Origin of the sequence: Streptomyces sp. NBC_00252, from assembly GCF_036187565.1 — a bacterium.
Taxonomy (GTDB): domain Bacteria; phylum Actinomycetota; class Actinomycetes; order Streptomycetales; family Streptomycetaceae; genus Streptomyces.
This window is the reverse complement of record NZ_CP108087.1, coordinates 3,710,648-3,731,024: the sequence shown is the minus strand read 5'-3', so window position 1 is coordinate 3,731,024 and position 20,377 is coordinate 3,710,648. Positions and strand designations below refer to the sequence as shown.

At 71.3% G+C, this 20,377-nt stretch carries 18 protein-coding genes; 11 read left to right on the top strand and 7 right to left on the bottom strand.

What is annotated here, in order from left to right:
* Window positions 1-105: 105 nt before the first annotated feature.
* Complete coding sequence (gene sodX / locus OHT77_RS15985; RefSeq protein ID WP_328834254.1) at window positions 106-540, top strand: nickel-type superoxide dismutase maturation protease; 435 nt, start codon at window positions 106-108, stop codon at window positions 538-540.
* On the opposite strand, the gene OHT77_RS15980 is transcribed toward sodX, so the two are convergent.
* Entirely contained in the window at window positions 444-1,073 is a 630-nt protein-coding gene (locus OHT77_RS15980; protein ID WP_328829128.1) for a CGNR zinc finger domain-containing protein, read from the bottom strand. The two genes, sodX and OHT77_RS15980, sit on opposite strands and share 97 nt — an antisense overlap.
* A gap of 100 nt (window positions 1,074-1,173) precedes the next feature.
* Here OHT77_RS15980 and OHT77_RS15975 point away from each other — a divergent pair, with 100 nt between their 5' ends.
* Complete coding sequence (locus OHT77_RS15975) at window positions 1,174-1,932, top strand: class I SAM-dependent methyltransferase (protein ID WP_328829126.1); 759 nt, start codon at window positions 1,174-1,176, stop codon at window positions 1,930-1,932.
* A 98-nt stretch (window positions 1,933-2,030) separates the two neighbouring features.
* On the opposite strand, the gene OHT77_RS15970 is transcribed toward OHT77_RS15975, so the two are convergent.
* Genes OHT77_RS15970 through OHT77_RS15960 form a run of 3 tightly spaced genes read right to left on the bottom strand, consistent with a single transcriptional unit; the run spans window position 2,031 to window position 4,768 of the window.
* Window positions 2,031-2,783 (bottom strand): amino acid ABC transporter ATP-binding protein, encoded by a 753-nt coding sequence (locus OHT77_RS15970; RefSeq protein ID WP_328834253.1) that lies wholly within the window; start codon window positions 2,781-2,783, stop codon window positions 2,031-2,033.
* 59 nt (window positions 2,784-2,842) lie between these two features.
* Entirely contained in the window at window positions 2,843-3,781 is a 939-nt protein-coding gene (locus OHT77_RS15965; protein ID WP_328829124.1) for an amino acid ABC transporter permease, read from the bottom strand.
* A gap of 33 nt (window positions 3,782-3,814) precedes the next feature.
* Window positions 3,815-4,768: an ABC transporter substrate-binding protein gene (locus tag OHT77_RS15960; RefSeq protein WP_328829123.1), complete on the bottom strand. Its 954-nt coding sequence runs from the start codon at window positions 4,766-4,768 to the stop codon at window positions 3,815-3,817.
* Window positions 4,769-5,268: 500 nt separating this feature from the next.
* On the opposite strand from OHT77_RS15960, the gene OHT77_RS15955 reads away from it, so the two are divergent.
* The 4 genes from OHT77_RS15955 (at window position 5,269) to OHT77_RS15940 (ending at window position 8,824) form a co-directional block, all read left to right on the top strand.
* Window positions 5,269-6,492, top strand: coding sequence for an NAD(P)-dependent malic enzyme (locus OHT77_RS15955; RefSeq protein ID WP_328829121.1), 1,224 nt, complete (start codon window positions 5,269-5,271; stop codon window positions 6,490-6,492).
* 439 nt (window positions 6,493-6,931) lie between these two features.
* Window positions 6,932-7,897: a zinc-binding dehydrogenase gene (locus OHT77_RS15950; protein WP_328829120.1), complete on the top strand. Its 966-nt coding sequence runs from the start codon at window positions 6,932-6,934 to the stop codon at window positions 7,895-7,897.
* Window positions 7,898-8,042: 145 nt separating this feature from the next.
* Window positions 8,043-8,252: a helix-turn-helix domain-containing protein gene (locus OHT77_RS15945; RefSeq protein WP_266772466.1), complete on the top strand. Its 210-nt coding sequence runs from the start codon at window positions 8,043-8,045 to the stop codon at window positions 8,250-8,252.
* Window positions 8,252-8,824 carry a Clp protease N-terminal domain-containing protein gene (locus OHT77_RS15940; RefSeq protein ID WP_328829119.1) on the top strand — a complete coding sequence of 191 codons (573 nt, stop codon included), beginning with the start codon at window positions 8,252-8,254 and terminating at the stop codon, window positions 8,822-8,824. Before OHT77_RS15945 ends, OHT77_RS15940 begins: the two co-directional genes overlap by 1 nt.
* A 178-nt stretch (window positions 8,825-9,002) precedes the next feature.
* Here OHT77_RS15940 and OHT77_RS15935 read toward each other — a convergent pair whose 3' ends face one another.
* Window positions 9,003-10,118 (bottom strand): helix-turn-helix transcriptional regulator, encoded by a 1,116-nt coding sequence (locus OHT77_RS15935; RefSeq protein WP_328829117.1) that lies wholly within the window; start codon window positions 10,116-10,118, stop codon window positions 9,003-9,005.
* Window position 10,119: 1 nt separating this feature from the next.
* On the bottom strand, window positions 10,120-11,205 hold the full coding sequence (locus OHT77_RS15930; RefSeq protein ID WP_328829116.1) for a DUF4097 family beta strand repeat-containing protein: 1,086 nt from the start codon (window positions 11,203-11,205) through the stop codon (window positions 10,120-10,122).
* A 196-nt stretch (window positions 11,206-11,401) separates the two neighbouring features.
* Here OHT77_RS15930 and OHT77_RS15925 point away from each other — a divergent pair, with 196 nt between their 5' ends.
* The gene (locus OHT77_RS15925) at window positions 11,402-12,247 is read left to right on the top strand and encodes a hypothetical protein (protein ID WP_328829115.1); all 846 of its coding nucleotides are present in this window, start codon (window positions 11,402-11,404) and stop codon (window positions 12,245-12,247) included.
* Window positions 12,248-12,274: 27 nt separating this feature from the next.
* Here the strand turns inward: OHT77_RS15925 and OHT77_RS15920 are convergent, their stop codons facing one another.
* Entirely contained in the window at window positions 12,275-12,457 is a 183-nt protein-coding gene (locus OHT77_RS15920) for a DUF6104 family protein (RefSeq protein WP_019075209.1), read from the bottom strand.
* A gap of 133 nt (window positions 12,458-12,590) precedes the next feature.
* On the opposite strand from OHT77_RS15920, the gene OHT77_RS15915 reads away from it, so the two are divergent.
* From OHT77_RS15915 to OHT77_RS15900, 4 genes are read left to right on the top strand one after another with little or no spacing between them, the layout of a single operon-like run.
* Window positions 12,591-12,998: a CU044_2847 family protein gene (locus OHT77_RS15915; protein WP_328829113.1), complete on the top strand. Its 408-nt coding sequence runs from the start codon at window positions 12,591-12,593 to the stop codon at window positions 12,996-12,998.
* Window positions 12,995-14,905: a VMAP-C domain-containing protein gene (locus OHT77_RS15910; RefSeq protein ID WP_328829111.1), complete on the top strand. Its 1,911-nt coding sequence runs from the start codon at window positions 12,995-12,997 to the stop codon at window positions 14,903-14,905. Before OHT77_RS15915 ends, OHT77_RS15910 begins: the two co-directional genes overlap by 4 nt.
* A 52-nt stretch (window positions 14,906-14,957) precedes the next feature.
* Window positions 14,958-15,989: an AAA family ATPase gene (locus OHT77_RS15905; RefSeq protein WP_328829110.1), complete on the top strand. Its 1,032-nt coding sequence runs from the start codon at window positions 14,958-14,960 to the stop codon at window positions 15,987-15,989.
* On the top strand, window positions 15,989-20,302 hold the full coding sequence (locus OHT77_RS15900; protein WP_328829109.1) for an SAV_2336 N-terminal domain-related protein: 4,314 nt from the start codon (window positions 15,989-15,991) through the stop codon (window positions 20,300-20,302). Before OHT77_RS15905 ends, OHT77_RS15900 begins: the two co-directional genes overlap by 1 nt.
* Window positions 20,303-20,377: the final 75 nt, after the last annotated feature.

The following is a 20,377-nucleotide window of genomic DNA, read 5'->3' as shown; positions in this document are numbered from 1 at the left end:
TTACTCCCTGGAGAAGCTGTTTTCGCGAGTGCCCCCATGGGCTTAGGACAAAAGTCCAGGGTCAGACTCAGACTGGTGGAGGATAGGACCGGGGAGGTGCCGGGGATGCCGGAGCTGTCGCAGGAGACCGAGCGCGGAAGGGCCGTACTGCCCTTCGGGACGGCCGAGGTGACCGGCCCGTCCATGGTGCCGACGCTGTGTCACGGGGATCTGCTCGTGGTGCAGTACGGGGCGCGGATCAGGCCCGGCGACATCGTCGTGCTGCGGCATCCGTTCCAGCAGGACCTGCTGGTCGTCAAGCGTGCCGCCGAGCGCCGCGAGGGCGGGTGGTGGGTGCTCGGGGACAACGCGTTCGCGGGCGGGGACAGCACGGACTACGGCACCGTGCCCGAGGAGCTGGTGCTGGGGAAGGTGCGGTTCCGGTACCGGCCGCCGAAGGCCGGTCAGCGTTCGCCGGTCGCGGTGGTCCGCTGGGCGCTCTCCGCGGCGAGGCCCGTCTTCTCCGACCGGTCGGCCTCCAGGCGCTTCCGGGCGCGGTAGGCGGCGACGTTGGCGCGGGTCGCGCAGCGGTCCGAGCAGTAGCGCCGGGAGCGGTTCGTCGAGGTGTCCAGGTAGGCGTTGCGGCACGGCGCGGCCTCGCACAGGCCGAGGCGGTCGACGCCGTACTCGGTGAGGTGGAAGGCCAGGCCCATCGCCGCGATCGCCGCGTAGCCGGCCGTCGCGTTCGACGGGTGGTCCGCGAGGTGCATGTGCCACAGCGGGCGGCCGTCGTCGTCGCGGAAGTTGTGCCCGGAGATCTGCGGGCTGACCGGGAACTCCAGCAGCAGCGAGTTCAGCAGGTTCACGGAGAGCGTCTCGTCGCCGCCGTCGGCCGCCTCGAAGACCGCCCGCAGCCGCCCGCGCACCGAACGGAAGCGGGTCACGTCGGCCTCCGTGGCGCGGCGGGCCGCCTCCTGGTTGGCGCCGAACAGATCCCGTACGGCCTCGACCGAGGTCAGGACGTCCTTGCCCCGGACCGGTTCCTCGGTGTTGACGAGGCGTACGGCGTAGTCCGAGTAATAGGCCAGTTCCACTTGTAGTCCTTACGGAGGCGCTCTATGGTCGTGGATGCGGTCAGGTAACAGCTGATCGTGCTTCCAGGGTATTACGACAGTGCGTGGACAGGGGGTCCTCATGACGACCGGTGTCGGAACCGACTGGCAGGCCTGGCAGGAGAGCTGGGACCGGCAGCAGGAGTGGTACATGCCCGACCGGGAGGACCGCTTCCGGATCATGCTCGACATGGTCGAGGCCCTCACCGGCCCCGCACCGCGCGTCCTCGACCTCGCCTGCGGCACCGGCAGCATCACCGCCCGGCTGCTCGCCCGCTTCCCGGACGCCACCAGCACCGGGGTCGACCTCGACCCGGCCCTCCTCGCCATCGCCGAGGGCACCTTCGCGGACGACGACCGGGTCACCTTCGTGACGGCCGACCTCAAGGACCCGGAGTGGACGACACGGCTGCCGTACGACACGTACGACGCCGTGCTGACCGCCACGGCCCTCCACTGGCTGCACAGCGAACCCCTCGCGGCCCTCTACGGTCAGGTCGCGGGGCTCGTCCGCGACGGCGGTGTCTTCATGAACGCGGACCACATGATCGACGAGTCGACGCCCAGGATCAACGCGGCGGAGCGGGCGCACCGGCACACCCGGATGGATCAGGCCAAGCGCGACGGCGTCCTCGACTGGGCCGACTGGTGGCAGCTCGCCGCCCAGGACCCGGTCCTCGCCGGCCCCACGGCCCGCCGCTACGAGATCTACGGCGAGCACGCGGACGGCGACACACCGTCCCCGGAGTGGCACGCGCGCGTGCTGCGGGAGAAGGGGTTCGGGGAGGCGCGGGCGGTGTGGTGCTCGCCTTCGGACACCCTGCTGCTGGCGCTGAAGTAGGACGCGCAGGCGGGACAGGCGAAGGGCCGGACAGCGAAGGGCCGGACAGCGAAGGGGCGGTACGAGAATTCCGTACCGCCCCTTCAACTCGCCTGCCTCTAGAGCACCTTGGACAAGAAGCCCTGGGTGCGCTCGTGCTGAGGGTTCGTCAGGACGTCGCGTGGGTGGCCGGATTCGACCACCACGCCGCCGTCCATGAAGACCAGGCTGTCGCCGACCTCGCGGGCGAAGCCCATCTCGTGGGTGACGACGATCATCGTCATGCCGGACTCGGCGAGGTCGCGCATGACGTCGAGGACGTCACCGACCAGCTCCGGGTCGAGGGCCGAGGTGGGCTCGTCGAAGAGCATCAGCTTCGGGTCCATCGCCAACGCCCGTGCGATCGCGACCCGTTGCTGCTGGCCGCCGGAGAGCTGCGAGGGGTAGCTCTGCGCCTTGTCGGCCAGCCCGACCCGCTCCAGGAGCTGCATCGCGCGCTCCCTGGCCTGCGCCTTGTTGACGCCCCTGACCTGAACCGGCGCCTCGATGACGTTCTCCACGGCCGTCATGTGCGGGAACAGGTTGAAGCGCTGGAAGACCATGCCGATGTCCCGGCGCTTCACCGCGACCTCGCGATCACGCAACTCGTAGAGCTTGTCGCCCTGTTGGCGGTAGCCGACCAGCTCGCCGTCGACGTACAGCCGGCCGGCGTTGATCTTCTCCAGGTGGTTGATGCACCGCAGGAACGTCGACTTGCCGGAGCCCGAGGGGCCGATGAGGCAGAACACCTCGCCGGACTTCACCTCCAGGTCGATGCCCTTGAGGACCTCGACCGGGCCGAACGACTTGTGCACGCCCTCCGACTTGACCATCGGGACCGAGGGGTCGGACGGGTTCTTCTCCGCGGAGTCGGACTTGCCCAGCTTCGGACTCATGCCGTGCCTCCCTTCGGACGGCCGATGGACAGCATGTTCGCCTTGATCTTCTGGTACGGCGTCGCCGGCAGCGCGCGGCTGGAACCGCGGGCGTAGTACCGCTCGACGTAGTACTGCCCGACGCTCAGCACGGACGTCATGATCAGGTACCAGGCCGCGGCGAGGAAGTACATCTCCACCGGGGCGCCGGAGTTCTGTCCGATGTCCTGGGCATAGCGGAAGAGTTCCGGATACTGGACGGCCGCCACGAGCGAGGTCGTCTTCAGCATGTTGATCACTTCGTTGCCCGTGGGCGGCACGATCACCCGCATCGCCTGCGGGATCACGATCCGGCGCAGCGTCTTGGCGTGGCTCATGCCGAGCGCGTGCGAGGCCTCGGTCTGGCCCTCGTCGACGGCGAGCAGACCGGCACGGCAGATCTCCGCCATGTACGCGGCCTCGTTGAGACCGAGGCCGAGCAGCGCCGTCAGCAGCGGCGTCATGAAGGCCGACCAGTAGTTCTTGTAGATCGGCCCGAGGTTGATGTACTGGAAGACCAGGCCCAGGTTGAACCAGAGGAACAGCTGGACCAGCACCGGGGTGCCGCGGAAGAACCAGATGTAGAACCACGCGATCGACGAGGTCACCGGGTTCTTCGACAGCCGCATGACCGCGAGGCCGATGCCGCCGACGATGCCGATGACCATCGACAGGACCGTCAGCAGGAGCGTCTTGTAGACACCGGTCATGATCCGGTGGTCGAAGAAGTAGTCCGGTACGGCATGCCAGTTGATCTTGCCCTGGCCGAACGCGTAGATGATCGAGACCAGGATCCCGATCGCGACCACGGCGGAGACGTACCGCCCGTAGTGCCGGACCGGAATGGCCTTGATGGGCTTGGGGGCGTCCGGGGGCGCGTCGTGCGCCCCCGGCGTCCCGTCGATGTCAGTAGTCACGGATGTTGCCTCTCGGTGACGGCGGATCCGCGGTCACTTGCCGCCGTTGATCACGGACGACTTGACGGCACCGTCCTCGGCGCCCCACTTCGTCAGGATCTTCTGGTACTCGCCGCTCTTGATCACGGCGTCCATCGCGGCCTGCAGCGCGTCCCGCAGCTGCGTGTTGCTCTTGGCGACCGCGATGCCGTACGGCGCCGCCTCGACCTGGTCGCCGACCAGCTGGAAGTCCTTGCCGCCGCCGGAGGTCTTCACCGCGTAGGCGGCCACCGGGAAGTCGGAGGAGGCCGCGTCCGCGCCACCCGAGCGCAGCCGGGTCTGGGCCTGCTGGTCGTCGTCGAAGGGCTCGATGGTGATCTTCTTGCCGCCCGTGCACTTCTTCGTCTCGCTCTTGGCGAGGTCCTCGGAGACCGTGCCGCGCTCGACCGCGAGCTTCTTGCCGCACAGGTCGGACCACGAGGCGATGTTCCCCGTGTCGCCCTTGCGCGTGTAGATGGAGACACCGGCGGTCAGGTAGTCGACGAAGTCGACGCCCTCACCGACCTTCTTGCCCGTGTCGCCGTCGATGCCCTCCTGGCGGTTCTTGTTGTCCGTCATCGCGGACATGGCGATGTCGTAGCGGTCCGAGCGCAGACCGGTGAGCAGGGCGTCGAAGGTGCCGTTCTCGAACTCGAACTTCACGCCGAGCTGCTTGCCCATCGCGGCGGCCAGATCCGGGTCGAGGCCGACGACGTTGCCGGAGTCGTCCTTGAACTCGACCGGCGCGTACGCGATGTCGGAGCCGACCTTGACGACCCCCGCGCTACGGATGGACGAGGGAAGCTTGGAAGCCAGTGGAGCCGTGCTCGTGGACGCGCTGCTCGAGTCGGCCTTCTTCGTCTGGTCACCGCAGCCGGTGAGCACCAGGGCGCCGGCGACCGCGATCGCACCGACCGCGGCCAGCCGGGTGTGCGGGGCGGTCGTACGACGGGTGAATCTTGCGGTCATGGTGAGTTCCTCCGGCGGATGGACGGCAATGCCGACGGGTCGACGTGAACACACACCTTCGAGTGTCGCGACCCCGTGTGATTAGGGCATCTTGCCATTCGGACTGAACCATTCAGGGGACTCTCCATGTCAAAATCGGATAACGGGTGACCCCCGAATCGCATCAGGTCGGTACATCAGGACGGCCCCCGCACGGACCATCTACGGGAATCACGCCTTCCGGCCGGAAGACCTTCGGTATGTCTCACGATGTGATCGATCATCGTTCCGCCCATGGCGGACGGGATGTGACCTTGCGCCTATTGGACTCGTCCTCGGCGGTGTCCGTCCGGTAAGAAGGGTCTTTACACCCCTCATCCGGGGCTCAGGGCGCGTGTGCGGCGCGCCCGTCGCGCAGATGCTCGTACGCATCAATTCCTGGGCTCTGCGCGGTGCCCGCCCACCCCTCACCAGGGAGTGGCCACCCTCAAAATCAATGAAGACTTAAGGGGTAAGACAAAGTGGCAGCGGAGATCGTCAATCCTCGCAGCGACAGCAGTACGGATCAGGACGGCGGGGCCGAGCCCCTCGATTCCTTCGATCCGGCGTTCGCGCTGCACCGCGGCGGCAAGATGGCCGTGCAGGCCACCGTGCCGATCCGCGACAAGGACGACCTGTCCCTCGCGTACACACCCGGCGTCGCGCGCGTGTGCACCGCGATCGCGGAGCAGCCGGAACTCGTCCACGACTACACCTGGAAGTCGTCGGTGGTCGCCGTCGTGACGGACGGTACGGCCGTGCTGGGACTCGGCGACATCGGTCCCGAGGCCTCCCTCCCCGTCATGGAGGGCAAGGCGATCCTGTTCAAGCAGTTCGGCGGCGTGGACGCGGTGCCGATCGCGCTGGACTGCACCGGCGTCGACGAGATCATCGAGACCGTCGTGCGGCTCGCCCCCGCCTTCGGGGGCGTCAACCTGGAGGACATCTCGGCGCCGCGCTGCTTCGAGATCGAGCGGCGGCTCCAGGAGCGGCTGGACATCCCGGTCTTCCACGACGACCAGCACGGTACGGCGATCGTGACGCTGGCGGCCCTGCGGAACGCCGCGCGGCTGACCGGGCGGGAGCTGGGCGATCTTCGGGCCGTCATCTCCGGTGCGGGTGCGGCCGGTGTGGCCATCGCCAAGTTCCTGCTGGAGGCGGGGCTCGGTGACGTCGCCGTCGCCGACCGCAAGGGTGTCGTCTCGCGGGACCGGGACGACCTCACGCCCGTCAAGCGTGAACTCGCCGAGCTCACCAACAAGGCGGGGATCTCGGGGTCGTTGGAGGCGGCGCTGGAAGGCGCCGACGTCTTCATCGGGGTGTCCGGGGGTACGGTGCCGGAGCCTGCCGTCGCCTCCATGGCCGAGGGGGCGTTCGTGTTCGCCATGGCCAACCCGAACCCCGAGGTGCACCCTGATGTGGCGCACCGGTACGCGGCGGTTGTCGCCACCGGGCGGTCCGACTTCCCGAACCAGATCAACAACGTGCTGGCGTTCCCGGGGATCTTCGCGGGGGCGTTGCAGGTGCGGGCGTCTCGGATCACCGAGGGGATGAAGATCGCGGCGGCCGAGGCGTTGGCCGGGGTGGTCGGGGACGACCTTGCCGCGGACTATGTGATTCCGTCGCCGTTCGATGAGCGGGTGGCGCCTGCGGTGACCGCGGCTGTCGCTGCGGCGGCTCGGGCGGAGGGGGTTGCCCGCCGGTAGGTTGGAGGGTCCCGTCCGTTTGGGCGGGGCCCTTTTTCCCACCCGCCCGCCCGTGCGGGGCGTTGGGGGGTGGGCGTTTGCCGTGGGTGGTTCGGGTGCGTCGGCGTCTGCGGGCCAAAACCTTTCCCACCCGCCCGCCCGTGCGGGGTGTTGGGGGGTGGGCGTTTGCCGTGGGTGGTTCGGGTGCGTCGGCGTCTGCAGGTCAAAACCTTTCCCACCCGCCCGCCCGTGCGGGGTGTTGAGGGGTGGACGTTGCCTGTGGGGCGCGAGGCCGTTCGGCGGCTGCGGGGCGTTGAGGGGTGGGCGTTGCCCGTGGGACGCGGGATCGGTCGGCGGCTGCGGGGTGTCGGTTCGAACTCCCCGCACCCGATGGCAAGAGGGCATCTGTCACACCGCGAGGTAGTTCCCTGTTCAACCGGCGGAGCCTATCGTCAAGGTCATGTTCGCCGTCTACGCCGCCCGAATCGACCGCGACCAGCCGCTCTCCGGCCTTGAGTTGGGGGAGCGTCCCGCCCCCGAGGCCCGGCCGGGCTGGAGTGTCGTCGACGTCAGGGCCGCTTCCCTCAACCACCATGACCTGTGGTCCCTGCGCGGCGTGGGCCTCGCGGAGGACAAGCTGCCGATGATCCTCGGCTGCGACGCCGCCGGGATCGACGAGGACGGCAACGAAGTCGTCCTGCACTCCGTCATCGGCCAGACCGGGCACGGCGTCGGCCCCAGGGAACGCCGTTCCATCCTCACCGAGCACTACCAGGGCACCTTCGCCGAGCGGGTCGCCGTACCGACCTGGAACATCCTGCCGAAGCCCAAGGAACTCTCCTTCGCCGAAGCCGCCTGTCTGCCCACCGCCTGGCTGACCGCTTACCGGATGCTCTTCACCAACTCCGGTGTACGGCCCGGGGATTCGGTCCTCGTGCAGGGTGCCGGCGGGGGTGTCGCCACCGCCGCCATCGTCCTCGCCAAGGCGGCGGGGCTGCGCGTCTTCGCCACCAGCCGCGACGAGGCCAAGCGCAAGCGGGCGCTGGAGCTGGGCGCCCTGGAGGCGGTGGAGCCGGGGGCGCGGCTGCCGGAGCGCGTGGACGCCGTCATCGAGACCGTCGGCGCCGCCACCTGGTCCCACTCGGTCAAGTCCCTCAAGCCCGGGGGGACGATCGTCATCTCCGGGGCCACCAGCGGTGACCGGCCCTCGCATGCCGAACTGACCCGCATCTTCTTCCTCGAACTCAAGGTCGTCGGGTCGACCATGGGCACCAAGGACGAGCTGGAGGACCTGCTCGCCTTCTGTGCCACGACCGGTGTCCGCCCCGTCATCGACGAGGTGCTCCCGATGGACCGGGCCCGCGAGGGCTTCGAACGGCTCGACGCCGGTGGGCAGTTCGGCAAGATCGTCCTCACGAACGGTTAGCCACCTCGCGGTTCCCTTCCCTGTGCCTTGCTTCGCGCGGCCGGTCCGGTTCTCCGGGCCGGCCGTTGGCGTGTGCCACACCCTGCACCCCACTCTGTTGTCAACTTTGGTTGACATCCGAGGCGTGTCAACGTAGGTTGACGTCATGACCGAAGCAACGGATCTCGCCGAGCGCGCGGGTGACCGTGATCCACGGGTCGGCCTCCGTGCCGTCTCCGCGCTGCGCAGGCTGGTGGAGCAGTTGGAGGCGGTTCAGGTGCGCAGTGCGCGCAATCAGGGCTGGTCGTGGCAGGAGATCGCCGCGGAACTCGGTGTCAGCAGGCAGGCCGTGCACAAGAAGTACGGGAGGCAGTGATGTTCGAACGGTTCACGAAAGACGCCCGCGCCGTGGTGCAGGGCGCGGTGGAGCACCGTGAGGGGTCAGGGGCTCGCTCCGTCGACCCCGACCATCTGCTCCTGGCACTCCTCGACCGCCAGGGCAGCCGGGCCTCCTTCGCCCTGTCCGCCCTCGGCCTCGCTCCCGAGGAACGCAAGGAGTCCGTACGACAGGCTCTCGTCGACGCCCGCCGGCGCGCCGGGCTCTCGCAGTCCGAGGCCGATGCCCTCGCGGGGCTCGGTATCGACGTGTCGGAGATCGTCGCCCGGGTCGAGGAGGTGCACGGCGTCGGGGCGATGTCCGGTGATCGCAAGGACAAGGAGCCCTGGTCGGGCCGCCGCACCTTCAGCCGCGGCGCCAAGAACGTCCTGGAGAAGTCCCTGCGCATCGCCGTCGCCCACCACGACCGCCACATCGGCGACGAACACCTCCTCCTCGCCCTGACCATCCTCCCCGGCGTACCGGGCGAGGTGCTCGCCGATCACGGGGTGACCCATGAGACGGCGAGGCGGGTTCTGTACGGGGGAGGGGAGGAGCGGGCCGCGGGGTGAGGGGAGAGGGGGAGGGGAGAGGGGGAGGGGGAGGGGAGAGGTTAAGGAAGGGGGTGAGGGGAGGGTGGGGGAGCTTGCGGCGAGTCGGTGTGCCCGGGCTTGGCTCCCGAGCACACCCATGACCCGCCCGCTCTCGATCCCCCTCACTCGGATCCCCCCCTCACTCGGATCCCCTCACTCAGACCTTCCGCCCACCGCCCCGCAGCACCGCCCCGATGTGCGCCGCCGCCGCGGACAAGTGGCGGCGCGTGTCCCGGAGTTGGTCCTCCGTGACGCCCCGGTCGCGGGCCGCGTCGCGGATGTCGTCCCGGAAGCGGTCGAGGAGCCGGTCCAGGTCGCGGGCCGGGTCGCCGGTGGAGTCCTCGTGGGCCCATGCCGGTTCGTACTCGGCGGGGAAGTCCTCCGGGGTCTGGCCGTACTCGGGCGTCGACCCAGCTGACGGTTTCTGCTGAGCCGAGCCCGACTTGCCGGTACCCGCACCAGCACCCGCCCCCGCACCTGTCCCCGGTCGCCCGAACCCGAAGTCCTTGCCGAACTCCTTGCCGAAGTCGCCGAACTCCTTGGCCAGTTCGGTCAGGCTCTCGCGGACCCCCGTGGGCCAGTCGCCGCGGGCGAAGTGGTCCTGGGCGTGTTCCTGGACCTGGCGGCCGATGCGCTGCATCTCCTCCTGGGCCTGCGCCCACGCCCGTGTCTGCGCCTCCTTGGCCTGGCGGCGGGCCTGCTGGGCCTCCTCGCGGGCCCGGCGGCTCTCGTCCTTTGCGCGGCGGGCCTGTTCCTTCCACTCCTGCTTGGCGCGGCGCATCTCCTCCTTGGCGGCGCGCCACGACTCCTTGTCGCCGAACTCCGTGAAGTCCCCGGCGGGGGAGTCGTGTTCGCCGGTCCGGCCGCGCCCGGTCCTGGCACCCTGCCGGGCCTCGGAGGCCGCCGCGCGCATCTCGCGCCGCAGATCGCCCGCCGCGCCCCGGACGTCGGCCCGGATCTCGGCGGCCAGTTCGGCGACGGACTCGCGGATCTCCAGCTCCAGGTCGGCCAACTCGCCGCTGCGGTCCGCCAGTTCGGCCCGGCCGGCGTCCGTGATGGCGTACACCTTGCGGCCGCCCTCGGTGGTGTGGGTGACCAGGCCCTCGGCCTCCAGCTTGGCCAGGCGCGGGTAGACCGTGCCCGCCGACGGTGCGTACAGCCCCTGGAAACGCTCCTCCAGGAGGCGGATGACCTCGTAGCCGTGGCGGGGGGCCTCGTCCAGCAGCTTCAGCAGGTACAGGCGGAGGCGGCCGTGGGCGAAGACGGGAGGCATGTCAGAGCACCTTCTTGTCGGTCGTGCCGTCGGCCGCGTCGGTGCCGGAAGCACCGCCTGAGCCGGAAACGGAATTGTCCCCCGAGTCGCCCTGAGCCCCGTCCGCAGGGGCGTGTGCGGTGTCGTCCGTAGTGTCAGGTGTGGGTGCGCCGGGCGGGTTGGTCGATGTGTCCGGGCCCTTGGTCATGTCGGGACGCGGTGTCTCGTCGGCCCGTGTCACCGTGGCGGCGGCCCCCTCGTCACCGTCCCCGGTCCTGTCCCACGCTCCGTCGCTCTCGTCCTCCGCCGCCGGTCGCCGCAGCAGGGCGATCGAGCCGGAGACGGTCGTGGCGCGGAGCTTTCCGGTGCCCGCGCCCAGGCGGCCGGTGATCTTGTGGGCGCCCCACTGGCCGTGGACCCGCAGTCCTTCGAAGGCGTTGGAGATCGAACCGCTCGCCGTGTTGGCCTCGACGTCCGCGTCCGCCGGGTGCGGCAGGCGGATGGCGATCTCGCCCGAGACGTTCGTGAGCCGGACGTCGGTCGGGCCGTCCGGGTCGAGGTCCACGATCATCGAGCCGCTCACGGACTCGGCGCGCACGGAGGGCCCGGAGCCCTCGACGACGGTGAAGTCGCCGGAGACGGAGTTGAAGCGGAGGTCGCCGGTGACCGCCTGGGCCTCCAGGTTCCCGGAGACCGTGTCGGCGCGGACCGAGCCGGAGAGGCTGACGAGGGTCGTGTCGCCGGTGACCCCGCGCACCACCGAGGGCCCGCTGATCCCGGAGACCACGGCCGCCGCGCCGACCACCCCGACCTCGACCCGGGTGCTCGCGGGAACGGCCAGGGAGACCACCGCGCTGCGCCGCCAGCCCTTGCGGTCGAGCCACTTGAGGAAGCCCTTCCAGGGCAGGTCCTCGTACGCCACCGTCAGCGTGCCGTTCGACTGGGTCACCACGAGGGGCGGGCCGTCGATCTCGGAGATTTCGAGACGGGCGGAACCCTCGTCGGTCCCCACGACGTTCACCGTTCCGTTGACGATGCGCACGTGGAGATCGCTCACGGGCTCGTCGAACGTGAGCTTCTTGGGCTCTGCGACGGACCACTCGGACATGATGCAGACCTCCTCGGCCGAACCGCTCGGAAGATGACGCGCCATATCGCGTCTTCTGAGAAACACGATATATCGTGGATCCGGAAAGTCAAGACACCCGTTCCGGTGACGAGCGACCGGTTGGTGATCGGTCGGTGATCGGTCGCCAACGAGTCAACATGCGGCAAAAGCAAACAAATTGACCTAGCGTGTGAGCATGTCGACGGAGAAGCCCCAGGCCAGGCGCCAGGCCGGTGCCGCACCGGGCGCGCTGCTGCTCTGCCGCGCCGACCCCGAGTCCGTCGCGCAGGCGGCCCATCCGCTCCGCGAACGCATGCTGCTGACCCGCGCGGGCGACGACTGGAGCGTGCTCGTTCCCGAGGGCAAGCCCTGGCTGCACGGCGGGGAACCGGTCGACCGCGTCCTCACCGGCTGGGCCACCGCGCTCGCCGTCGGCGCCCCCTGGCCCGTTCTCGCCCTGTGGTGGGACGCCGACCGCGCGGGCTACGCCCTGGCCTCGGGTTTCCGCCGCCCGGTCGGCTACGTCTGGCTCGCCGACGGCACCCCGGCCGGCGAGGACGAGGCGATGCGCACCTTCGCCGCCCGCCTCGGCCTGGACCCCGTGCTGGATCTGCAGTCCCTGGACCAGCTGACGAAACCGGACCCCGAAGCCGACGCCCGCGCCCGCCTCCGGGGCGTCCTCGCGGTCCTCACGCGCGCGGGAGTGTCCCTCCCCACCGGCCTCTCCCCGGGGGAGACCGCCGACCGCCTCCGGGAAATCGCCCGCGTCCAGCCCGACGCCCGGCAGGTCGAGTGGGCGGGCTGGCGGGAAGCGGTCCGCGCCGAACTCGACGCCGTCGACAGCAGCCGCCTCGGCCCCTGGATGCCCTGGTCCGGCACCCCCAGGGCGCGCGCCGTCGCCCTGACCCAGATCGCGGCGGGCCTCCCGCTCACGGCCTGGGGCCTACGACGCCGAAGCGGAGGCTGGGCCGTGGCGGGCGCGCTGTTCCTGGTCCACGGGGCGCTCGGTCTCGCCTACGACCTCGCCCGCCCGCGCGACTGACCCAGGCGGGCGGCACGGCCGTAGTGACTACTCGTCGTCGTCCTCGTCGTCCAGGCGGGCCAGCCAGGTCGCCAGGCGTTCCACCGGGACCTCGAAGTCCGGGTTCAGGTCGACGAAGGTGCGGAGCTGCTCGGCGAGCCACTCGAAGGTGACCTCTTCCTCGCCGCGCCGCTTTTCGAGCTCTTCGATGCCTCGGTCGGTGAAGTACACGGGGGATTCTCCTGGGGGCGTGGGTCTGACACCTCCAGGTTATGCGGGGGGCAAAGGTTCCGATCCCGCACCTCACGCGCGCGTGCCTGGGCACAATGACCACAGGCGCACGAGATCGTCGTACGGGGGCGGGATGGAACGGAAGATCCAGGAGATCGAGCTGCCCGGGGGAGAGCGGGTGCTCGCGCGGGTCAGTGTGCTCTCGGCCGAGGAAGTGCCCGGCGGGGCCGACGAGTTCGCGTACGAGGACGTCGGCGCCCTCGACCACATGGCCGCGCGGATCGACCAGCTCAACGAACTGGTCAGCGGTGTCGGCGGTGCCGTGCTGGAGGCGGCGCGTGCCGTGCGGCCCGACGAGGTCAGCGCGACCTTCGGGGTCGAACTCGCGATGAAACCGGGCAAGGCGGTGGCGCTGCTCGCCGACGGTGAGGCCAAGGCCGCCCTGTCGATCACGCTCACCTGGCGCGGGGACAGCACGCAGAGCGCGGGGGACGCCTCCGGCACGGCTCTCCAGGACGGCCGGAACGCCGCCGCCACATGACCGGCCGGCTGGAACAGTTGGCGATCCGCGCGACCGTACGGATCGGTCCTGACGCGGCGCCCGGCACCCTCTGGGGGAGCGGTTTCCTCGTCGCGCCCGGCTGGGTGCTGACCTGCGCGCACGTCCTGCCTCTGGCCAAGGGCGCCGAAAACGTCGGCACGCTCCGCGTACAGGGCCATCAACTCGACACCCCGGCCCGGCTCGCGTACTGGCTCGGCGGCGGCACCGACCCCGAACAGGACCTCGCTCTCGTACGACTTGAGGATGACGCGGCGCACGGCCACGCGTGCGTGCGGCTGACCGACCGCTACGACCCGCCGCACCAGGTCACCGCGTTCGGCTGGCGCACCCCGACCGGCGGCGCGCCCCAGCGCTGGAACGGCCACAGCGAGTGCAACGGCAGGGACGGCTCCTACGGCTACACCCTCGCGCCCCGGATGGAGATCCCGCATGGCGCCTCCGGCGGGCCCCTCCTGGACCGTGACCACGGAGTCGTCGCGGGCATCGTCAAGGCCCGCCGCGCCGGCAAGGACGGCGGCCTGGCCGTCGCCGCGACGGCGCTGCGCGGCTTCCGCGAGGCGCGCGCCGTGGACGGCGAGGACAGCCTGGGCCCCGACCCGTACGCGGCGCTCATCCGCGCCCACGACCGCTGGCACCACCACGCGACGGCCGGCCCGAACTGGGTCCGGCTGCAGGGCGAACCGCACGCGGGCGGCTGGGGAGCGCGGGACAGCGCCGAGGCGTCCGCCCTGCTCGCCGAACTGCCCCGGCCCGTCTCGTCGGCCGAACTCCAGCGGATGATCAGCCGCGTCCTCGGCTACGAACCGCTCTGGGAGGACGAGTTGGCCCCGGTCGACTGGCGCGACGGACAGGGCTGGGCGCACGACCAGCCGGACGGCGCCGAGACCCTGGCCCTGCACTATCTGCTCGCCGTGGCCCAGTCCTGCCGACGGCGGGCACCGGACGCCGTCGCCGAACTGGAGCGCTGGGTGAAGGCGCGCATCGAGCGGCTCCCCGACTACCTCGCCGCCCTGCTGCGCGAACGCGCGGGCGACGACCACGCGGAGGACCTCGCCCTCCCGGCCGCCGAACAACCCCTCACCTCCGACACCGTCGGCGAACAGCCCGTCGTAGCGGTCGAGTTGGAGCCCGACCCCTACGGCCCCGGCGATCGTTTCCACTGGCGGGTCTGGTCCTGGCCCGACGGGCCGGACACCGCGCGGATGCTCGACGAGGACACCGCGGATGAGGGTGCTCCGCTCGCCGAGCTGCAAGGGGTGCTGCACCAGCCGTTGCGGCGGGCGTTCGGGAAACTGGACGCCGAGCACAGCCGTGCCCGCCTCGAACTCGCCCTGCCCGTCGAGCACTTCGGGCTGGACGCGCACCAGTGGCCGCGTACGGCCGAGCCGTCCATGGGTACCCAGCGCCAGGTCGTGCTGCGCTCGCTGAACCGGCGCGGCGAGCCCGCCCCGCTGTGGCGGGAGCGCTGGGACGGGGTCGTCGGAAAGGCTCTCAAGGCGCTGCCGGTGCACTCGCCCGAGTACGCGAAGGAGGCGCTGGAGGCGGCGGCGCACGACGCGGTGCCGGTCCTGTGCCGCCCGCCGCAGCAGAACCCCGACTCGCTCACCGACGCGATCGGCGCCGGGTACGGCGTCGCCGTGTGGAGCCTCCGGGGCGAGCACGCGCGCGCGTGCGGCGTGGAATGCGGTGAACTGTACGGCCGTACCGCCCAGTTGCTCGGTTCCGTCGACGGCGCCGGAGCCCTGCCCGAGCGGCTGCGCGCCCTGCGGGAACAGGCCGGTGCGGAGGGCGGCGAGGACGCGGCCTGGACGGCCCAGGTCGCGCTGCTCTACGACGACCCGAGCCGCCCCCTCCCGCTCTGCGACGACCCGCTGGACTCCCCGTGACCCGCCACCGCGCCACGGCCCATCCGACCGCCTCCCCCCGAAGGAGACTCCCGTGACCACCCCCGACTGGTTCGTCTTCCGGGGTTCAGGCGAGCCGCACGACGGTGTCGGACGGCTGCCCGCGCCGCCGCCGTGGCGTGACTTCGACGGCGGTCCGGTCGTCGACACGGTCCCGCCGCTCGGCACCGAGTCGACGCGCCGCCTCGGCACCCGGGGCGCGGGCGGCCTCAGCTGGCGCCCGCAGGAACTCGAACTCATCAACTCCGCCCTCTACTTGAGGCGCCCGCTGCTGGTCACCGGCGACCCGGGCTCGGGCAAGTCGACACTCGCCCACGCCCTCGCGCACGAACTCGGCCTCGGCCGCGTCCTGCACTGGCCCATCGTCAGCCGTACGACCCTGCGCGACGGCCTCTACACGTACGACGCGATCGCCCGGCTCCAAGACATGCAGATGGCAAAGGAGTTGGGCGAGCCCTACACGGAGGACATCGGCGAGTACCTGCGCCTCGGCCCGCTCGGCACCGCCCTGCTGCCCCGCGCCAAGCCCCGGATCCTCCTCGTCGACGAACTCGACAAGAGCGACATCGACCTGCCCAACGACCTCCTGAACGCCCTGGAGGAGGGCGAGTTCGGCATCGCCGAGCTGCAACGGATCGCCCGCCGCCAGCCCGAGGTCGAGGTCCTCACCGACGACGGCGACCGCGCCCCCGTCGCGAAGGGCAAGGTGCGCTGCCGGGCCTTCCCCATCGTCGTGATGACCAGCAACGGCGAACGCGACTTCCCCGCACCGCTGCTGCGCCGCTGCCTCCACCTCGACCTGCCCTCACCCCGCAACGACGAGTGGGGCACCGCCCGCCTCGACGCCATGGTCCGCGCCCACTTCGGCGACACGGACACGTCCGACAACGAGGAGTTGATCCGCGCCTTCCTGGAGTCGAGCCCCGGCTCCCTGCGCGCCGCCGACCAACTCCTCAACGCCATCTACCTCACCCAGGAAGCGGTACGCGACAGCGAACCCGACCGCCAACGGCTCGCCGAGCTGCTGATGCGGCCGCTCGACCAGGGCGAACACGGAACGCGCTGATGACCGCACCCCCGCCGCCGCCCGCAGCCGAAGGCCCGCTCGGTGCACTCACCGAGCGGTTGCGCGCCCGGCTGGGCGTCGAGCCCGGCGCGCGTGAACTCGCGGAGGCGTTGTGGCTCGCGGAACACGTGGCGCCCGCGGAAGTCACGCTGGTGGAAGGGGATTTGGCGCCGGACCCGCTGGACGGTCCCACCCCCTTCCCCACCCCACAGGAGGGAACCCCCCGCCCCGACCTCACGACTCCGACCCCCGCACCCGCCCCGGCCGACGGCCGCACCCACCTCTACGCCGACCGCCCACGCCCGGCGCCCGGCGAAGGCGCCGAACACCCCACCCCCGAGCCGGACTTCACTCCCGTCCGCATCCCCGTTGCGACCGCCCTCCCGAACTCCCTCGCCCTCCAGCGCGCCCTGCGCCCGCTCCAGCGCTACCACCCGCCCGTCCGCACCATCGCCCACCGCCTCGACGAACAGGCCACCGCCGAACGGGCCGCGGAGACCGGCCTGTTCACGCCGGTCCTGCGCTCCGGTGTGCGCCGCGAATCCCGGATGCGGCTGCTCATGGACGCGTCGACCTCAACCTCCGTCTGGGACAGCACACTTGAGGAACTCCGGCAGATCTGCGCGGGCCTCGGCGCGTTCCGCGAGGTGCAGGTGCACTACGTCCACCAGGGCGCCGACGGTCAGTTGGCGGTCGGCACGTCACGTGAACCCGGCCGCGGTCTGCGCGCCGCCGAGCAGGTGCGCGACCCCACCGGACGCCAACTCACCCTCGTCCTCAGCGACTGCGCGGGCCCGCTGTGGCGCTCGGGCCAGCTGCAACGGCTGCTGCACCACTGGGCACAGGCCGCGCCCGTCGCCGTGGTCCAGCCCTTGCCGCAGCGGTTGTGGCGGCGGACGCACCTCCCGGCTCTCCCGGGCACCCTGCGGCGACGTGAAGGCCTGGGCGCCAGGCTGGAGTTCAGGCCGGCCGAGGGGCATGTGCCGTCCGGGGCGCTGCCGGTGCCGGTGCTCGGGCCGACGCGGGCGGCGCTGGGCACCTGGGCCCGCTTGCTCTCGGGCGGCACGGGTCTCTCCCTGCCCGCGGCGGCCGCCTGGGTCCACGCGGCTCACCCCGCCGCCCCACCCCGGCGTGAACGCCCGCCCGCCGACGCCGGCCCGCTCGTCACCGCCTTCCGCCGCTCGGCCTCCCGCCAGGCCGTGTCCCTCGCCGTCGCCTTCTCCGCCGTACCGCTGAGCCTGCCGGTGATGCAGCTCGTCCAGCGGGCCGTGCAGCCCCAGAGCGGGCCGTCCGTGCTGGCCGAGGTGCTGCTCAGCGGGCTCCTCAGGCGCGGGGACGGCGAAGGGTGGTACGAGTTCGTGCCCGGGGTGCGGGAGGAGTTGCTGCGGCTGCTGCCACGCGGCGACGCGCTGCTCGTCCTCAAGCACTGCGGGGCGTATGTGGAGCGGCACTTCGGGCGCGGGGTGCGGAACTTCCCTGCGCTGGCGTTGGCTCGGCTCACCGGGGACGGGGGTGCGCTGCCTGCGGGGGAGGAGGGGGTGCCGGAGGCGTTCGCCGAGGTGTCCCGGGTGGTGCTGGGGCGGTTCGAGGCGCCGGTGCGGGCGGTTGCCGAGGTGCCGTCGGAGTCGTACGCGGTGGTGTACCGGCTGGTGGATCAGGCGTGGGCGCGGTGGGTGGGCCGGGTTTTGAGGGCCATGGGACACCAGGTGGTACTGCGGGTGTGGTTCGGAGCCGAGCAGCTGCAGGAGGCGCTCGTGATGTCCGCCGCCCAGGCACGGACGCTCCTCCTTGTCGGGGACGACTACGAGCCGTACGAGACACCGCTGGAGGACATCCTGGCCCGGCGCGATCCGCGAGTGGTCACCGTCGATGTCGGCACCGGGCGGCCGGCTCTGGCCTTCCAGGTTGTCGACCAGGGGCCGGACCTCTCCCTGTCCCGTGCGAGTGAAGGCCTGGCCAGATGGCGGCTGTTGGAGCGGCTCGGCACTGATGCGCCGGGGGACTACCCGGCCGACATCGCGGACACGGAGTTCCCCGGGCCCGCGCGGCTGGTGCGGGGCAAGGCGCCCGGGCGTTCGCCGGGGTACGTCCTGCGGGAGGACCTCCTCGGGCAGCTGAGGGCGAAACTGGCGCAGGCACGGGGGAGTTCAGCGGCTTGCGCCCTGGTCGGACCGCCTTCGTCGGGCAAGTCGGCGCTCGCGGCGGCATACGTGCGCCGGTTCGGCGCCGACTACGACTTCGTGTGGTGGATCAGGGCCGGAGAACACACGACGCGACTCGGCGATGTGCGGCGCTTCGGCTCCGAACTCGCCCCGTCCACCGACGGCCTGCCCCTCATGCAGGAGATCCATGAGATGTTCCGGCGCCTCCGCGAGGCCAAGCTCCGCTGGCTGATCGTCTACGACGGCTGGGACGACCTCCAGGACGCCAACGACCTGCTGATCAGCGGCGGTCATGCCCTGATCACCTCCCAGGACGGCGCGTGGGCCGAGGTGGCCGACGCCCTGCGCGTGTCCGCCGCCGAGGAGAGCCCGGCCGGCCCCGCGGCCCAGTGGGACGAACTCGTCCGCCGCGCCTTGGTCCGCGTGCACGCCCCGGCCGGCGCACAGGGTGTCGTATCGGCGAGCGGCTTCTTCCTGGCGCCCGGCTGGGTGGTCACCGCGGCCCATGTGGTCGAGGACCGTGGTCGGTTGTCGGGCGTGGGCATCACCACCATGGACGGCCGCCGCCGTCAGGTCGAACAGGTCCGTGACGTGGGCGACTTGGCACTGCTGCACGTGCCCGACGTAGCCGGAGTCGACTGTCTGTGGCTCGGCGACCACCCGGCGGGCAGCGAGGCGGCGGCGATGCTCTACGGCGCCGACGGCCCCCTGGACGCGCCCAGGGTGGTCACCACGACGTCCGTCGTCTCCGGACGGAGCCGGGACACCCTCCGGCTCGACGGCGAGCTGATCCCCGTAGGAAGCGCGGGCGGTCCCGTCATCGACGAACACCGCGGCGCCGTCATCGGGGTCATCAGGTCCCGGCGGCCCGACGGCGGCGGGCGGGGCGAGGCCGTACCCATCGAGGCACTACGGGCGCTGTGCGAACAGGGCATCACCGACACCGAGTTGTGGCACGGGCTCGTACGCGCCCATGACCGCCACCACGCCGAGCGGTTCGCCGAGCGGGGTCCGCACCTGACCTGGACCGGCGTCCAGCTCGGACTGACCGGCACCCCGGCCCCGGCCCTCCCGCCCGACGAGCGGACCGAACTCTACGGACGCCTCGCCGAGTTGGAGCCGCCCCTGGAGCCGAAGACGGTGCTGGAGCTGCTCCCGCCACGACAGCGGCCGGAGGTGCCCCCGCGCCACTGGCGGGACGGCGCCGGATACCTGAACCAACTCGCCACCGACGAGCACCTGCTGCTGTACACCGCGCGGGCCTGGGCCCACCTCGCCACCCGGACCGGTCCCGCCCAGGCACCCGCCGTCGCCGCGCTGCGCAGCTGGACCGACGCGGCCCGACAGCGCCTCACGGGTCCCGGCGGCCGGGACGTCGGTGCCGCCTTCAGCCGCGTCGACACGGACTTCACCCACATCGGACCCATTGTGCGGGTGGAGATCGAGCGCGCCGCTGTCGAGGCCGCGGTCTACGCCTGGCGCCTCGTCATGGTGCGGGGCAGCGATGAATCGGTACTGGCGCAGGACAGGACGGGTACGCGGCTCGACGACCTGCCGGAGCGACTGCGCAGGCAGGTCGGCGACGCGCTGAGGCAGGCCGAATCGCCCGGCGCCAAGGCCTCCGTGCAGTTCTCCCTGCCGAGGGAGCTGCTGTGGGAGTTGCCCGTGGAGAACTGGCGGCTGCCGGACCTGAACCCGCTCGGACTGGAGCGGCACGTCTTCGTGCGCAGCCAGTACGACCAGGACCGTTCGCTGCGGGACCGGCGGCGGCGTTGGGACAAGGTGTCCAGCGGCCCGCTGACTGGGCTTCGGCTGGACGGGGCGTCCCCTGTCGACTGGACCGGCACGCCTGCCGACGCGGTACCGCTGCTGTGCCGCCACGACGCGACAAGCCCGACCACGGGCCTCGACCTTGCCGAGTCCCAGGGCTTCCCTCTCATCCTGTGGAGCCGACGGGCCACCCACAGCGACGAAGCCGACTGCTCCGCCTTCTACCAGCGGGCCGAGCGCCTGCTGCGCCACGTCGGCACCGCCCGTGAACTCGTCGCGCAGGTCGGTTACTTGAGAGCCGGCAGCACCACCCGGCGTACCTCCGAGAACGCCTGGGCCCGCGACCTCGCCATCTTCTGCGATCCCCCCGACGACCGCTGACCCGCCCCCCGATACGCCAATGGGCCCGCCCCCAAGTCCAAAGACTCGGAGCCGGGCCCACCGTAGAACGGGCCG

What these genes read in the sequence shown, in the direction of transcription:
- sodX (WP_328834254.1), top strand. Translation starts at nt 106, where the DNA reads ATGCCGGAGCTGTCGCAGGAGACCGAGCGCGGAAGGGCCGTACTGCCC.
- OHT77_RS15975 (WP_328829126.1), top strand. Translation starts at nt 1,174, where the DNA reads ATGACGACCGGTGTCGGAACCGACTGGCAGGCCTGGCAGGAGAGCTGG.
- OHT77_RS15970 (WP_328834253.1), bottom strand. Translation starts at nt 2,783, where the DNA reads ATGGTCAAGTCGGAGGGCGTGCACAAGTCGTTCGGCCCGGTCGAGGTC.
- OHT77_RS15960 (WP_328829123.1), bottom strand. Translation starts at nt 4,768, where the DNA reads ATGACCGCAAGATTCACCCGTCGTACGACCGCCCCGCACACCCGGCTG.
- OHT77_RS15950 (WP_328829120.1), top strand. Translation starts at nt 6,932, where the DNA reads ATGTTCGCCGTCTACGCCGCCCGAATCGACCGCGACCAGCCGCTCTCC.
- OHT77_RS15945 (WP_266772466.1), top strand. Translation starts at nt 8,043, where the DNA reads ATGACCGAAGCAACGGATCTCGCCGAGCGCGCGGGTGACCGTGATCCA.
- OHT77_RS15940 (WP_328829119.1), top strand. Translation starts at nt 8,252, where the DNA reads ATGTTCGAACGGTTCACGAAAGACGCCCGCGCCGTGGTGCAGGGCGCG.
- OHT77_RS15935 (WP_328829117.1), bottom strand. Translation starts at nt 10,118, where the DNA reads ATGCCTCCCGTCTTCGCCCACGGCCGCCTCCGCCTGTACCTGCTGAAG.
- OHT77_RS15930 (WP_328829116.1), bottom strand. Translation starts at nt 11,205, where the DNA reads ATGTCCGAGTGGTCCGTCGCAGAGCCCAAGAAGCTCACGTTCGACGAG.
- OHT77_RS15925 (WP_328829115.1), top strand. Translation starts at nt 11,402, where the DNA reads ATGTCGACGGAGAAGCCCCAGGCCAGGCGCCAGGCCGGTGCCGCACCG.
- OHT77_RS15915 (WP_328829113.1), top strand. Translation starts at nt 12,591, where the DNA reads ATGGAACGGAAGATCCAGGAGATCGAGCTGCCCGGGGGAGAGCGGGTG.
- OHT77_RS15910 (WP_328829111.1), top strand. Translation starts at nt 12,995, where the DNA reads ATGACCGGCCGGCTGGAACAGTTGGCGATCCGCGCGACCGTACGGATC.
- OHT77_RS15900 (WP_328829109.1), top strand. Translation starts at nt 15,989, where the DNA reads ATGACCGCACCCCCGCCGCCGCCCGCAGCCGAAGGCCCGCTCGGTGCA.